This is a genomic window from Avibacterium sp. 21-586, assembly GCF_026226775.1.
Taxonomy (GTDB): domain Bacteria; phylum Pseudomonadota; class Gammaproteobacteria; order Enterobacterales; family Pasteurellaceae; genus Avibacterium.
Genome location: NZ_JAKKOD010000001.1, coordinates 710647 through 724813 on the forward strand (window position 1 = coordinate 710647; position 14167 = coordinate 724813).

Sequence of the window (14167 nt, forward strand, 5' to 3'; positions counted from 1 at the left end):
TTTTTTTATACCCAATATTTTTAATTAGAAGGAAAACACAATGACTAACCCGACTCGCTTAAGAATCGCCTTACAAAAGAAAGGTCGCCTCAGCAAAGATTGCGCCGATCTGCTCAAACAATGCGGCGTAAAAATTAACTGGAACGAACAACGTTTAATCGCTTATGCGGAAAATATGCCGATTGAAATTCTGCGCGTGCGTGATGATGATATTCCGGGTTTAATTTTTGACGGTATTGTGGATCTTGGCATCATCGGTGAAAATGTGCTGGAAGAGGAAGAACTCGGTCGCCTTGCCACAGGCGAAGGCGTGGCTTACAAAAAATTACGCACCTTAGATTTTGGCGACTGCCGTTTATCCTTAGCCATTGATCGCGATCGCACTTACAACGGGGTGCAAGACTTTGCCAACTGTCGCATTGCCACCTCCTACCCTAATTTACTCAAACGCTATATGAACGAACAAGGCGTTGGCTTCAAAAGCACCTTGCTCAACGGTTCAGTAGAAGTTGCCCCTTCCGCAGGTTTAGCTGATGCTATTTGTGATTTAGTTTCATCAGGCGCAACGCTTGAAGCGAACGGTTTAAAAGAAGTGGAAGTGATTTATCGTTCCACCGCGTGCTTAATTCAACGCAAAGAACCTTTATCAAGCGCAAAACAAGCCCTTGTGGACAAACTTCTCACCCGCATTCAAGGCGTGCAACAAGCCGGCGAATCCAAATACATTATGCTCCACGCCCCTAAAGCACAGTTAGAACGCATTATCGCCCTACTACCGGGTGTAGAAAACCCGACCATTCTGCCCCTTGCACACGATGAAAGCAAAGTGGCGCTACACGCCGTTAGCCAAGAAACCCTGTTCTGGGAAACAATGGAACAGCTCAAAGCCGAAGGCGCAAGTTCCGTGTTAGTGCTGCCAATTGAAAAAATGCTAGCGTAAAGTGCGGTAAAAATTTACGAAATTTTAAGGAAAAATAAGGAAGAATGATGCAAACGCTTATTTGGAAAGACTTAACAGAACAAGAGAAACAACAAGCCCTAATGCGCCCTGCCCTTTCCGCCGCAGAGAGCATTAAAGAGGCAGTGAATGCCATTCGTGAAAAGGTGCAACGTAACGGTGATAAGGCGTTATTTGAACTCAGTGAACAGTTCGATAAGGTGAAATTAGATAGCCTAATTGTGCCACAACAAGCGATTCAAGCCGCCACAGCACGTTTACCCGAAGCACTCAAAACCGCTATTCAAAATGCGAAAGCCAATATTGAACGCTTTCACCAAGCACAAATTCCGCAACCAGTGGATATTGAAACACAAGCAGGCGTGCGTTGTCAGGTGGTTACTCGACCGATTAATCGCGTTGGATTGTATATTCCAGGGGGATCTGCACCGCTTTTTTCTACCGTGTTAATGCTTGCTATTCCAGCCAAAATTGCGGGCTGTAAAAAAATCGTGCTTTGCTCTCCCCCACCGATTGCCGATGAAATTTTATATACGGCAAATTTATGTGGTGTAGAAACCATTTATGCAGTGGGTGGCGCGCAAGCCATTGTAGCAATGGCCTTTGGTACAGAAACTGTAGCGAAAGTGGATAAAATTTTCGGCCCCGGCAATGCCTTTGTTACCGAAGCCAAACGCCAAGTGAGCCAAGCACTGAATGGTGCTGCTATTGATATGCAAGCAGGCCCGTCTGAAGTATTGGTATTGGCAGACGAGAATGCTGATCCTGATTTTGTCGCCAGCGATCTGCTTTCTCAAGCGGAACACGGTGCTGACAGCCAAGTGATTTTGGTTACCCCGAGCGAAATTTTAGCAAAAAGCACCGCACTTGCCATTGAACGCCAACTTACCCAATTACCCCGTGTCGAAACCGCACGACAGGCCTTGGCTCACAGTCGTATTTTTATTGCCGAAGACTTAGCGCAAGCAGTGGAAATCAGTAATCAATACGCCCCAGAACATTTAGTGGTGCAAGTGGAAAATGCCCGTTCATTACTTGATCAGCTGGATAACGCAGGCTCTATTTTTCTCGGTGCATATAGCCCTGAAAGTATGGGAGATTATGCCTCTGGCACGAATCACGTTTTGCCTACTTACGGCTATACTCGCACTAGCTCAAGCTTAGGTTTGGCAGATTTTAGTAAGCGAATGACAGTACAAGAACTCACCCCGCAAGGGTTTAAAGATCTGGCGGAAACAGTGATACAAATGGCAAGTGCCGAACAGCTAGATGCTCATAAAAATGCGGTATTAGTGCGGTTGGAAAAGTTGCAAAATTTGTATAAATAACGAATAACAAACTAGTTTTATATACAGTGTAGTATTGGGAAGAATATGCTAAATCAAATTGAGATTTATCAAGCAAAAGACGGACAAACCCAAGTTGAAGTGAAGTTTGACAATGATACTGTGTGGCTTAGCTTACAGAAAATGGCTGATATATTCGGACGGGATAAATCTGTTATTTCACGCCATCTGCGTAATATTTTCAAAGAGGGAGAGTTAGACCCTACTTCAACTGTTGCAAAAAATGCAACAGTTCAAAAAGAAGGGGAAAGATTAGTTGAACGTAATATTGAGTTCTATAATCTTGATGCAATTATTTCCGTTGGCTACCGAGTAAACTCAAAAGCAGGTACGCAATTTCGTATTTGGGCAACCCAACGCCTTAAAAAATACCTCATTCAAGGTTATACGCTGGTTGCACTGGCATTATTGGTGGCAGAAAGTATACCAGAACAAAAAGAGCTAATGATAAAACTGATCGAACATTTTATTTTAATCAAATAAAAGTGCGGTCAAAAAACAAAAATTTTAGAGAGAACAAAAATGACAATCACAACATTATCACGCAAAAATATTCAAGCCTTAACACCTTACCAATCGGCACGCCGTTTGGGAGGGAAGGGAGATGTATGGCTTAATGCCAATGAATATCCACTATCACCAGATTTTGCCTTACAACAGACTATATTTAACCGCTACCCTGAAGCACAACCTGAAGCGTTAATCCAGGCTTACGCCAGCTACGCCGAGGTTTCAGTGGATAATATTATCGTTACACGAGGTGGCGATGAAAGCATTGAGCTTATTATCCGTGCATTTTGCGAAAATGAGGATAGAGTCCTCTACTGTCCGCCAACCTATGGTATGTATGCGGTGAGCGCCGAAACCTGTGGGATTACCTGTAAAACCGTGCCATTGACGGCGGATTTTCAACTGAATTTGAGCGAAATTGAACGCCAATTAGACGGGGTAAAAGTGGTGTTTGTTTGTAGCCCTAATAACCCAACAGGAACGCTACTCAAGCGGTCTGATTTAATAAAACTTTTGCAAATAACGGCTGGCAAGGCTATTGTAGTCGTTGATGAAGCTTATATTGAATTTTGCCCTGAAAGCACAATGGCAAGTGAATTGCTGAACTATCCGCATTTGGCGATTGTGCGAACGCTCTCTAAAGCCTTTGCGTTAGCCGGATTGCGTTGCGGTTTTACGCTTGCCAATGCAGAGCTTATTAGCGTGTTGCAAAAAGTGATTGCGCCTTATCCAATTCCTGTACCTGTTTCAGATATTGCCACGCAAGCCTTATCTGCACAGGGCGTGAGCGAAATGCAAAATAATGTCGTGCAAGTAAAAGCCCGACGCCAATGGCTAATTGAACAATTAAAAGGTTTGCCACAGGTAGAAGATATTTTCCCGAGTGAAGCCAATTATATTTTAGTGAAATTTAAAAATGGTAATGAGATATTTCAGGCACTTTGGCAACAAGGCATAATATTACGCAATCAAAATAATGCGTTAGGGCTAGAAAATTGTATCCGCATCACCGTGGGAACGGCTGAAGAAAATTTACGGGTAGTTGAGGCAATTAGCTCGCTAAAATAATGAAAAAAAACACCGCACTTATTCACAATCAAAAGGAAAAATAAAATGACACAACAATCAATCTTATTTATCGACCGTGATGGCACATTAATTGACGAACCAAAAACAGATTTTCAAATTGATAGTCTAGAAAAATTAAAACTTGAAGCTAAGGTGATCCCAGCACTATTAAAACTACAACAAGCGGGCTATCGTTTGGTGATGGTGAGTAACCAAGATGGTTTGGGTACGGCGTCTTTTCCACAAGAAAATTTTGATAAACCACACAATGCAATGATGCAGATTTTTAATTCACAGGGCATTCAATTTGATGACGTCTTAATTTGTCCACATAAACCAGAAGATAGCTGTGAGTGCCGCAAGCCGAAAGTAAAATTATTAGAAAAATATATCAGCCGACAGCTGTTTGATCCTGCAACAAGTTTTGTGATTGGCGACCGTGCAACTGATGTTGAACTTGCCAAGAATTTAGGCATTCAAGCTTTGCAATATCACCCAGAAAAATTAAACTGGGAGCTGATCACCGAAAAATTATTAGGACAAACAGTCACCAACATTGGCGACCGTACACCACGCTATGCTGAAGTAGAACGCACAACCAAAGAAACCGATATCAAAGTGCAAGTGTGGCTTGATGAAACGGGAGTAAATCAAATTAATACTGGCGTGGGCTTTTTCGATCATATGCTCGACCAAATTGCCACACACGGTGGTTTCCGTATGAATATTCATTGCAAAGGCGATCTCTGGATTGACGAACACCACACAGTAGAAGACACCGCACTGGCACTCGGCACAGCATTGAAACAGGCAATTGGTGATAAACGAGGCATCGCTCGTTTTGGTTTTGTATTGCCAATGGACGAATGCAAAGCAGAATGTGCAATGGATCTTTCTGGGCGACCATTTATCAAATTTAAAGCCGATTTCAAACGAGATAAAGTCGGTGATTTCAGCACAGAACTGACTGAGCATTTTTTCCAATCTATCGCTTTTACAATGCTAGCAACGCTACACCTTGCGGCACAAGGCGACAACGATCACCACAAAATCGAAAGCCTGTTTAAAGTATTTGGACGAACATTAAGACAAGCCATTCGTATTGAGGGCAATGAACTACCAAGTAGTAAGGGGGTTTTGTAATCCCACCATAACAAAGTGAGCTTATTTTTATCCCACTAAAGAATGAATAAACATAAATACTATTGTTAATATTTGAACGCTTACAAGGAACATTCATAATGAGATATAACGAATTTAACCAAGCAATTGGCGAAGCATTACAACACTATTCTGCTGGAGACTCCCCTTCAGCGACTTTACTACAAGGACAATTTTGTCGCTTAGAGAAATTATCAGTCACCAAACATGGTCACGATTTATTTGAGGTATACTCATCACCTTTACATTATTGGACCTATTTACCTTTAGATCCCTTTAGTGATAGAAATACGTTTATTAACTATTTAACTAAACTAGAAACCTCGAAAGATCCTTATTACTTTTCTATTATTGATGAACAAACACAAAAGGCAGTGGGTACATTTGCCTTGATGCGTATTGACCCAGATAATAGAGTTATTGAGGTTGGTTGGATTACTTACTCACCAATACTACAAAAAACAAAAATAGGCACAGAAGCTCAATTTTTACTGGCTAAATATGTTTTTGAGAAATTGAAATACCGCCGTTATGAATGGAAATGTGACAGTTTAAATCAGGCTTCCAACCATGCGGCAAAACGACTTGGCTTTTGCTTTGAAGGAACATTCCGACAAGCCCAGGTTTATAAAGGGCGAAACCGAGATACAAACTGGTATTCTATGTTAGATTACGAATGGGAAAGTAAAAAATTACGATTTCAACGTTGGTTATCAGATGATAATTTTGATATTAACGGACAGCAAAAAGTCGCCTTATCTACAATGGAATAGAGAGAAAATACTATAAATTTAGTTATCATCGACACAGGATGTACCAATCTTTCTTCAGCGAAATTTGCTTTTGACTGATTGGGTTGTCACGTTAACATTAGCTGTCATTTAACCAAAATAGTCCAGACGGATAAGCTAATTTTGACAAGCCATTCGTATCGAAGGTAATGAGCTACCAAGCTCTAAAGGGGTACTATAATCTTTAAAATAAAAGTGCGGTGCTTTTTTGCAAATTTGTTGGAAAGGTAACCTCTTGTTATATAAATATGTTTGAAGATAAGTATTATCGCAATAAGATGGTTAAAAATAAAAATGTTAAATAAATTAGACAATTGGCTTATTTACCATAAGCCAAACCCTCAACTCAATGGTATAAAACGTTTTATCATAGAATTTTTATTTTTTGGTTTAAAGGAAGCAAGATCTTGTCTGTTTGCTGGATTATTTTTTATTACCATTTTTATTGTTCCTAAATCAGGTATATGGGGCATTCCACGTTATGATGTTTTATTTATTTTAGCTTTGATTCTACAAGGCATTATGTTTTGGGCAAAATTAGAAACCCTAGATGAAATAAAATCCATTACCTTATTTCATTTTGTCGGTTTTATTTTGGAATATTTTAAAACATCAAGTAGCATTCAATCATGGACTTATCCTGATTTTGCGTATACTAAAATAGCAGGCGTGCCATTATTTGCAGGATTTATGTATGCTGCTGTCGGTAGTTATATTATTCAAGCGTGGCGGTTATTTGATTTAAAAATTAAAAGGCATCCACCATATTGGCTTTCGACTTCAGTGGCAATACTCATTTATTTAAACTTTTTCACACATCATTATATTGATGATTATCGTTGGTATTTAGCCGCCTTTGCAATGGGGCTTTATGCACGTACTTACGTTTATTTTACACCTTATGATCGTAAACGAAAAATGCCCTTATTATTGGCATTTGCATTAATCGGCTTTTTTATTTGGTTAGCAGAAAATATTGGTACTTTTATTGGTATTTGGCAGTATCCTCATCAAATTTCTGCTTGGACAACCGTTTATTTAGGGAAGTGGGGAGCTTGGTCGCTGTTAATTGTGATGACATTTACCATTGTGGCAAATTTAAAACATATAAAACATACAATTCATGTTTCAAGGGATTGATTTGGAAAAATTTTATGACAGTCAAATTACTTGTAACAAAAAACAAAGGAAATAGTGAATAAAGTGACAAATATTATCATCATCGACACAGGCTGTGCAAACCTATCCTCTGTAAAATTTGCATTTGAACGCCTAGGATATAAAGCAGAGATTAGCCAAGATCTTAATCAAATTAAGCAAGCGGATAAATTATTACTCCCAGGAGTAGGAACCGCTAAGGCTGCGATGCTCAACTTAGCCAATCGAAATTTAATTGATACGATTAAACAGCTTACACAGCCCGTTCTCGGCATCTGTTTAGGAATGCAACTATTGGCTCAATTTTCTCAAGAAGGCGATGTAAAGACACTGGGTATTATGTCGGGAACAACAGCAAAGCTACCTGATAAAGGACTACCCTTGCCACATATGGGTTGGAACCAAGTAAAATTTGCTGAAAATGAACCGCTCTTTTCGGATATTCCAGTGAATAGCTACTTCTATTTTGTGCATAGCTTTGCAGTGCTACCAAATGAGCACACTATTGCTACTTGCGATTATGGTGTCCCATTTTCAGCAGCACTGAATAATGGCAATTTTTATGGTGTACAGTTCCATCCGGAACGCTCTGGTAAGGTAGGTTCGCAGTTATTGAGAAATTTTGTGGAAAATCTATAATGAAAAAAATCAAAAGTGCAATAAAAAATCTATTCATTTTCGCCTTGTTATTTGGCGTTATATCTTTTGCTATTGATTATTGGCGGCGCCCCAACGCTCCTGAAAATGCCTTACACCAGACGTTGATTGCACTAAATGGTGAAAAATTTCAGCTAGCAGAATTAAGCCATGAAAAACCAGTACTACTCTATTTTTGGGGGAGTTGGTGCAGCATTTGCTCACTCACTTCACCAAGCATTGCAAGCCTTGCTAATGACGGCGTACAAGTGGTTAGCGTAGCATTAAAATCAGGTAATAAGCAGGCAGTACAAAACTATTTACAGCAACATCAATATAATTTTTTAACGGTAAATGACCCACAAGGTGAGCTTTCCGCCCAATGGCACATTCAGGTTACGCCAAGCATTATCATTATTAAAAACGGCAAAATTGTTCACACTACCACAGGATTAAGCAGCCCGTGGGGCTTGAAATTACGTTTATGGCTTAGTTAATAAACAAAAGAGAACACAACAATGAAAAAAACATCACAAATTATTCCCGCACTGGATCTGATTGACGGCAAGGTTGTGCGTTTACATCAGGGTGATTACGCAAAACAGACCACTTATAACGATAACCCAATAGCACAGTTTGCTGATTATGTGCAACAAGGGGCAAAACAGTTGCATTTGGTGGATTTGACAGGGGCTAAAGATCCGAGCAAACGTCAGACCGCATTAATTGGTGAGATTATCGCTGCGATTGATTGCCCTATTCAAGTGGGCGGTGGTATTCGTAGCGAGCAAGATGTAGCGGATTTATTAGCAGTCGGCGCAAGTCGTGTCGTGATTGGTTCAACGGCAGTTAAGCAACCTGAAATGGTAAAAAGTTGGTTTAAAAAATACGGTGCAGAAAAATTTGTATTAGCTTTGGATATTAATATTGATGCAAGCGGTCAAAAAATCGTAGCCATTAGCGGCTGGCAGGAAGCCAGTTCTCTCACCTTAGAACAGTTAATTGAATATTTTCAAACCGTTGGATTACAGCACGTTTTATGTACCGACATTTCCCGAGATGGCACATTGCAAGGCTCAAACGTGGCGTTATACCGTGAAATTTGCGCAAAATATCCCAACATACAATTTCAATCTTCTGGCGGTATTGGTTCATTAGCCGATATTGAAGCCTTGAAAGGAACAGGTGTCGCAGGTGTGATTGTAGGGCGTGCCTTGTTAGAGGGTAAATTTGATGTAGCGGAGGCAATTCAATGTTGGCAAAACGCATAATTCCTTGCTTAGACGTTCGTGATGGACAGGTGGTGAAAGGCGTGCAATTTCGCAATCACGAAATTATTGGCGATATTGTTCCCTTAGCGAAACGCTATGCGGAAGAAGGGGCGGACGAACTGGTGTTTTACGACATCACCGCCTCATCAGACGGACGAACGGTGGATAAAAGCTGGGTAGAACGTGTGGCCCAAGTGATTGATATCCCATTTTGTGTTGCGGGAGGAATTAAAACCATTGCGGATGCTGAACAAATTTTTGCCTTTGGTGCAGATAAAATTTCGATAAATTCCCCCGCACTTGCTAATCCAGATTTGATAAACCAATTAGCCGAGCGTTTTGGTGTACAAGCGATTGTGGTTGGAGTGGATAGCTGGTTTGAGCAGACAACATGCAAGTATTGGGTCAATCAATACACGGGTGATGAAAAACGTACTCGCCAGACAACTTGGCAAACCATAGACTGGGTACAAGAAGTGCAAAAACGTGGTGCAGGTGAAATTGTACTGAATATGATGAATGAAGATGGCGTGCGTAATGGCTATGACTTAGTACAACTGAAAAAAGTGCGTGAAGTCTGCCATGTTCCCCTAATTGCCTCTGGCGGTGCAGGAGAAATGGTACATTTCCGAGATGCGTTTGTTGAAGCAGATGTCGATGGTGCGTTAGCAGCAAGTGTGTTTCATAAACAGATTATTAATATTGGGGAGTTAAAAGATTATCTTAACTCTCAAGATATTATTGTCAGATATACCTAAGGTAATATAATATTATTGTTTATATTTTACCCACATAGCATTATGTGATAAGCATTCTAAAAATCTATCTATTAAAATAAACAGAGAGAATTACGCAATGAAAATAACCAAACTTTCTATTTTTGCATTATTATCATTATTTATTACAGCTTGTACAACCCCGAAAAATAATGATTTAACAAAAGATTTAACTACTCTTTCAATTGTTGAAGAAAATCACGCAGTGATTACCGAAAATATGGAAAAATATACGCTTAATACCTACATCAAGCTTTTTTCACGCCCTTATTTTATTCACATCGTGAAGCAAAATAGAACAGAGATAAACGAAGCTACCGCCTTAAAAATAGTGAAAAATTATATCCAGTCTCGTGGTTGTACAGCACCAATCGAAAATGAGCAGATAATTAAAAAATCTGTGGATAAAAGCCAATTGATTATTCGTTTGGAGTGTTAATATGCAACAGAAAATCAACTGGCAAAAAATAGATAATTTGCTACCTGTTATTGTGCAAAATGCCACCACTTGCGAAGTATTGATGTTGGGCTATATGAATCCAGAAGCTTTGGAAAAAACCTTAGCAGAAAAACGGGTAACCTTTTTCTCCCGCACTAAGCAACGTTTATGGACAAAAGGCGAAACCTCAGGAAACTTCCTTAATGTGGTGGATATGAGCTTGGATTGTGATAACGATACCTTATTGATTTTGGCTGATCCCGTGGGTGAAACCTGCCATACTGGAGCGGAAAGTTGTTTTCATCAATTTGAACAACAAGATCAACCTGATTGGATTTGGCTAAGCAAATTAGAACGTTTGATCGCTAGTCGTAAAGGGGCAGATCCCGAAAGCTCTTACACCGCTCATCTCTATTCTCGTGGCACGAAACGCATTGCACAGAAAGTGGGGGAAGAAGGCGTGGAAACTGCGTTAGCGGCAACGGTAAAAGATCGCGAAGAAACCATTTGCGAGGCGGCGGATTTGGTCTATCATTTAACGGTGTTACTGCAAGATGCCAATTTGAGCTGGGCAAATGTTATCGCTAAGCTGAGAGAACGTCATCAAAAATAAGTCTAAAAAATGGATTTTGAGCATTATCGTGAATTACTCTCTTGCCCTGATTGGCAGACATCAGGGCATTTTGCTGTAGCTGAAATTGCCCGATGGGTGCAACATCAAGACTCGCTAACGCAAAAATTGCAGCAAGCCTGCCAACAACTTGACGTAGAAGTGATTCATCAAGGCTGGCAAGAAAATTTAAGCGAAAAAATTTCGCCCAAAAGCACCGCACTTGAAAAAATTTGGCTACGCGAAGTGTTGCTGAAAGCCGATGGCATACCGTGGATTTTTGCACAAACGACACTTCCTGAAACCACCGTGCAGAATGTGGCGCAATATGTGCTTCAACTGGGCGAACAACCCATTGGTTTGTGGCTATTCAAACAACCTATGCAGCGTGTTTCGCTATATTGGCGGCAAGATCCTGAAACAGGGCTTTATATGCGCTTTTCTGATTTTGATCTCAAAGGGTATCCTTTACAAATCAAAGAGTTATTTCTCGAAGATTTTCCTTTTCCCACTTAATTTGTCCTTTATATTAAAAAATCAGTGAAAAAGCACCGCACTTTTTTCACTGATTTTGCGTAATTTCGCTGTTAATTTTCGTCACTTTGATTTAGAATTTGTCGATTTTATTTTTACGGGTCGAAATAAGGGGTTACAGATGAAAATTGTTGAAGTCAAACATCCATTGGTCAAACACAAATTAGGTCTAATGCGTGCCGCTGATGTTAGCACCAAAGATTTCCGTGAATTAGCCACGGAAGTGGGTAGCTTGCTCACTTATGAGGCAACGGCAGATTTAGAAACAGAAAAAGTCATTATTGATGGCTGGTGCGGCCCTGTGGAAGTAGATCGCATCAAAGGTAAAAAAGTAACCGTTGTGCCAATTCTGCGTGCAGGTCTAGGAATGATGGACGGCGTGTTAGAGCATATCCCAAGTGCGAGAATTAGCGTGGTGGGAATGTACCGCGATGAAGAGACCCTTCAACCTGTGCCTTACTTCCAAAAACTCGCCAGTGATTTAGAAGAGCGCTTAGCGATCGTGGTGGATCCGATGCTAGCAACAGGCGGTTCAATGATTGCCACCATTGATTTGTTAAAAGAAAAAGGCTGTAATCAAATCAAAGTCTTGGTATTAGTAGCAGCACCTGAAGGGATTGCGGCGTTAGAAAACGCACACCCAGATGTGGAATTATATACCGCATCTATCGATCAAAAATTAAATGAACACGGCTACATTATCCCTGGTTTAGGTGATGCAGGTGATAAGATTTTTGGTACCAAATAACCTTTTTTAGAAACGGCATTTATGCCGTTTTTTTCCGTGCGTTTTATGCAAATAAAGCGTTTTTTTAAAGTTAATTCAGACAGAGAGTTGAAACTTAAAATGACAAAAACCAATCCAAATGCACCTGTCGAGGTGGAAAGTAAAGCGAAGCAGGCGTTTGTCGGCTTGCAAATGTTGTTTGTAGCCTTTGGTGCGTTAGTGCTTGTGCCGTTAATTACAGGGCTAGATGCAAACACCGCCTTATTAACCGCAGGCATTGGAACATTAATTTTCCAATTATGCACGGGCAAACAAGTACCAATTTTTCTAGCCTCTTCTTTTGCATTTATTGCACCAATCCAATATGGTGTTGCTACTTGGGGCATTGCGGTAACAATGGGGGGGCTTGCCTGCACCGGCTTAGTCTATTTCGCACTAAGCACCTTAGTAAAATTAAGAGGGGCTGAAGCACTGCAAAAAGTGTTCCCACCTGTGGTTGTTGGCCCTGTAATCATTATTATCGGTATGGGCTTAGCGCCTGTGGCAGTGGATATGGCATTAGGCAAAAATTCCGCCTATGAATACAATGATGCGGTGATCGTTTCAATGGTTACCTTGCTGACTACCCTTTCTGTTGCGGTGTTTGCTAAAGGGATTATGAAATTGATCCCAATTATGTTTGGGATCACCGCAGGTTATGTGTTGTGCTTATTTTTAGGTTTAATCAATTTCCAACCTGTACTAGATGCACCTTGGTTCAGCCTGCCAAATATCACCACGCCAGAATTTAAACTGGAAGCGATTTTATATCTCTTACCTATCGCCATTGCCCCTGCTGTTGAACACGTTGGCGGCATTATGGCGATTAGCTCAGTAACGGGTAAAGATTTCCTAAAAAAACCGGGGTTACACCGCACTTTATTGGGTGATGGCGTGGCAACCACTGCGGCTTCATTATTAGGTGGTCCACCGAATACCACTTACGCTGAAGTTACTGGTGCTGTAATGCTAACACGCAACTTCAATCCAAATATTATGACTTGGGCTGCAGTATGGGCAATTGCCATTTCTTTCTGTGGAAAAGTGGGTGCATTCCTTTCTACCATTCCAACTATTGTGATGGGCGGCATTATGATGTTGGTGTTTGGTTCGATTGCCGTTGTGGGAATGAGTACCTTAATCCGTGGTAAAGTTGATGTAACCGAAGCACGTAATCTGTGCATTATTTCTGTGGTAATGACCTTTGGTATCGGCGGAATGTTCGTGAACTTCGGCGAAGTATCCCTAAAAGGTATTAGTTTGTGTGCGGTTGTGGCGATTATTCTTAACTTGATTTTACCGAAAGCGAAAGATCAGGTCGAAATTCAAGAATAAAATTCCACCAAATTCAACGTAGAAAATAGGGGTAGGCTTTATTTATCCCTATTTTTTTTGTATATTCTTACCGCACTTTAGTTTACGAACACATTGGTTATTAGATTTGCAGCTACCGCTTCCCATTCATCAAATTGATGAAGAAACCCTTGAGAATTTTTATGCCGACAATAATTTATTGTTGCTTGATTCCTTGCATAAAAATTTTGCGGAACCTAAACAGCAGTTTTTCTATGTTTGGGGATCGGAAAGTAGCGGAAAAACGCATTTGCTAAAAGCCTGCTCTAATGAATTTTTAGTGCGACAACGCCCTTCTATTTATGTGCCATTGAGCAAATCTCAATATTTCTCCCCTGAAGTGCTGGAAAATTTAGAACAGCAAGATTTGGTTTGCTTAGACGATATTCAATCGGTGATCGGCAATGATGAATGGGAACTGGCAATTTTTGACCTGATTAACCGTATGCGCGAACAAGGGCAAAGCATTTTGCTCATCAGTGCTAATCAATCGCCAAACGCATTATCGGTGAAATTGCCTGATTTAGCTTCGCGTTTATCTTGGGGGGAAAGTTATCAGCTTGCGCCTTTAGATGACCAGCAGAAAATTGAGGTGCTGCAACAAAAGGCCCATTCGCGTGGCATTGAATTGCCAGACGAAACCGCTAACTTTCTGCTTAAACGCCTTGATCGCGATATGCACACCCTATTCCAAGCGCTGGCTGATTTAGACAAAGCGTCTTTACAAGCACAACGCAAACTTACTATTCCTTTCGTGAAAGCCATTTTACAGTTATAAATTTTGGCAAAA

16 protein-coding genes, 1 pseudogene and 1 other annotated feature (1 of these 18 cut by a window edge) are annotated in these 14167 nt (G+C 40.6%); all 17 genes and pseudogenes read left to right on the plus strand.

Going from position 1 to position 14167, the window contains the following annotated elements:
• Positions 1–8, plus strand: a sequence feature (His leader region); it begins 130 nt to the left of the window's first position.
• Positions 9–40: 32 nt separating this feature from the next.
• Positions 41–940, plus strand: a complete 900-nt coding sequence (gene hisG, locus L5B71_RS03215; RefSeq protein WP_265756944.1) for an ATP phosphoribosyltransferase — start codon at positions 41–43, stop codon at positions 938–940.
• A 47-nt stretch (positions 941–987) separates the two neighbouring features.
• Positions 988–2286: a histidinol dehydrogenase gene (gene hisD / locus L5B71_RS03220; RefSeq protein WP_265756945.1), complete on the plus strand. Its 1299-nt coding sequence runs from the start codon at positions 988–990 to the stop codon at positions 2284–2286.
• Positions 2287–2331: 45 nt separating this feature from the next.
• A pseudogene (locus tag L5B71_RS03225) lies at positions 2332–2697 on the plus strand (virulence RhuM family protein); the annotation flags it as partial.
• A 129-nt stretch (positions 2698–2826) separates the two neighbouring features.
• Complete coding sequence (hisC, locus tag L5B71_RS03230; RefSeq protein WP_265756946.1) at positions 2827–3882, plus strand: histidinol-phosphate transaminase; 1056 nt, start codon at positions 2827–2829, stop codon at positions 3880–3882.
• Positions 3883–3927: 45 nt separating this feature from the next.
• A complete protein-coding gene (hisB, locus tag L5B71_RS03235; RefSeq protein WP_265756947.1) occupies positions 3928–5025 on the plus strand; it encodes a bifunctional histidinol-phosphatase/imidazoleglycerol-phosphate dehydratase HisB in 1098 nt (365 codons plus the stop codon).
• Between the two features lie 98 nt (positions 5026–5123).
• Positions 5124–5816, plus strand: a complete 693-nt coding sequence (locus L5B71_RS03240; protein ID WP_265756948.1) for a GNAT family N-acetyltransferase — start codon at positions 5124–5126, stop codon at positions 5814–5816.
• A 312-nt stretch (positions 5817–6128) separates the two neighbouring features.
• Positions 6129–6974, plus strand: coding sequence for a DUF817 domain-containing protein (locus L5B71_RS03245; protein ID WP_265756949.1), 846 nt, complete (start codon positions 6129–6131; stop codon positions 6972–6974).
• A 63-nt stretch (positions 6975–7037) separates the two neighbouring features.
• Positions 7038–7631 (plus strand): imidazole glycerol phosphate synthase subunit HisH, encoded by a 594-nt coding sequence (gene hisH / locus L5B71_RS03250; RefSeq protein ID WP_265757778.1) that lies wholly within the window; start codon positions 7038–7040, stop codon positions 7629–7631.
• Positions 7631–8125 carry a protein disulfide oxidoreductase gene (locus L5B71_RS03255; RefSeq protein WP_265756950.1) on the plus strand — a complete coding sequence of 165 codons (495 nt, stop codon included), beginning with the start codon at positions 7631–7633 and terminating at the stop codon, positions 8123–8125. The genes hisH and L5B71_RS03255 overlap by 1 nt, the downstream gene beginning before the upstream one ends.
• A 21-nt stretch (positions 8126–8146) precedes the next feature.
• Positions 8147–8899 carry a 1-(5-phosphoribosyl)-5-[(5-phosphoribosylamino)methylideneamino]imidazole-4-carboxamide isomerase gene (hisA, locus tag L5B71_RS03260; RefSeq protein WP_265756951.1) on the plus strand — a complete coding sequence of 251 codons (753 nt, stop codon included), beginning with the start codon at positions 8147–8149 and terminating at the stop codon, positions 8897–8899.
• The gene (gene hisF / locus L5B71_RS03265) at positions 8881–9657 is read left to right on the plus strand and encodes an imidazole glycerol phosphate synthase subunit HisF (RefSeq protein WP_265756952.1); all 777 of its coding nucleotides are present in this window, start codon (positions 8881–8883) and stop codon (positions 9655–9657) included. Before hisA ends, hisF begins: the two co-directional genes overlap by 19 nt.
• Positions 9658–9754: 97 nt before the next feature.
• The gene (locus L5B71_RS03270; RefSeq protein ID WP_265756953.1) at positions 9755–10114 is read left to right on the plus strand and encodes a hypothetical protein; all 360 of its coding nucleotides are present in this window, start codon (positions 9755–9757) and stop codon (positions 10112–10114) included.
• Position 10115: 1 nt separating this feature from the next.
• Positions 10116–10727 (plus strand): bifunctional phosphoribosyl-AMP cyclohydrolase/phosphoribosyl-ATP diphosphatase HisIE, encoded by a 612-nt coding sequence (gene hisIE / locus L5B71_RS03275; protein WP_265756954.1) that lies wholly within the window; start codon positions 10116–10118, stop codon positions 10725–10727.
• Between the two features lie 9 nt (positions 10728–10736).
• The gene (locus L5B71_RS03280) at positions 10737–11240 is read left to right on the plus strand and encodes a chorismate--pyruvate lyase family protein (protein WP_265756955.1); all 504 of its coding nucleotides are present in this window, start codon (positions 10737–10739) and stop codon (positions 11238–11240) included.
• Between the two features lie 139 nt (positions 11241–11379).
• Positions 11380–12006: a uracil phosphoribosyltransferase gene (gene upp, locus L5B71_RS03285; RefSeq protein WP_265756956.1), complete on the plus strand. Its 627-nt coding sequence runs from the start codon at positions 11380–11382 to the stop codon at positions 12004–12006.
• A 99-nt stretch (positions 12007–12105) separates the two neighbouring features.
• The gene (locus L5B71_RS03290) at positions 12106–13359 is read left to right on the plus strand and encodes a nucleobase:cation symporter-2 family protein (protein WP_265756957.1); all 1254 of its coding nucleotides are present in this window, start codon (positions 12106–12108) and stop codon (positions 13357–13359) included.
• A gap of 106 nt (positions 13360–13465) precedes the next feature.
• On the plus strand, positions 13466–14155 hold the full coding sequence (gene hda / locus L5B71_RS03295) for a DnaA regulatory inactivator Hda (protein ID WP_265756958.1): 690 nt from the start codon (positions 13466–13468) through the stop codon (positions 14153–14155).
• Positions 14156–14167 lie beyond the last annotated feature (12 nt).